Source organism: Pseudomonas pudica, from assembly GCF_015680405.1.
Taxonomy (GTDB): domain Bacteria; phylum Pseudomonadota; class Gammaproteobacteria; order Pseudomonadales; family Pseudomonadaceae; genus Aquipseudomonas; species Aquipseudomonas pudica.
Window position 1 is genome coordinate 1 of the sequence record NZ_JADLJS010000123.1, and the last position, 272, is coordinate 272.

General features: G+C 63.2%; 1 protein-coding gene. It reads left to right on the forward strand.

Features of this window, described 5'->3' with window-relative positions:
- Positions 1 to 272 (forward strand): immunoglobulin-like domain-containing protein (locus IRZ77_RS26755; RefSeq protein ID WP_196174646.1); only part of this gene is annotated, 272 nt, incomplete at both ends.

The window sequence follows — 272 nt, forward strand, 5'->3', positions numbered from 1 at the left end:
GCAGCTGACGCCGAACCCGACGCCGGCGCAGACCACGATCAACGACTCGGTCGACAACACCACGGCGACGCTGACTGCTTCGCCAAGCGTGACCGAAGGCGGCGTCATCACCTACACCGTGACCCTGAGCAATCCGGCCCAGACCCCGGTGACCGTAACCCTGTCCAATGGCCAGACCATAACCGTCGAAGCGGGCAAGACCCAGGGTAGCGTCGACTTCGAAACGCCAGCGAACGACGTCTACAACAACGGCTCGACCGTCAGCGTAACCA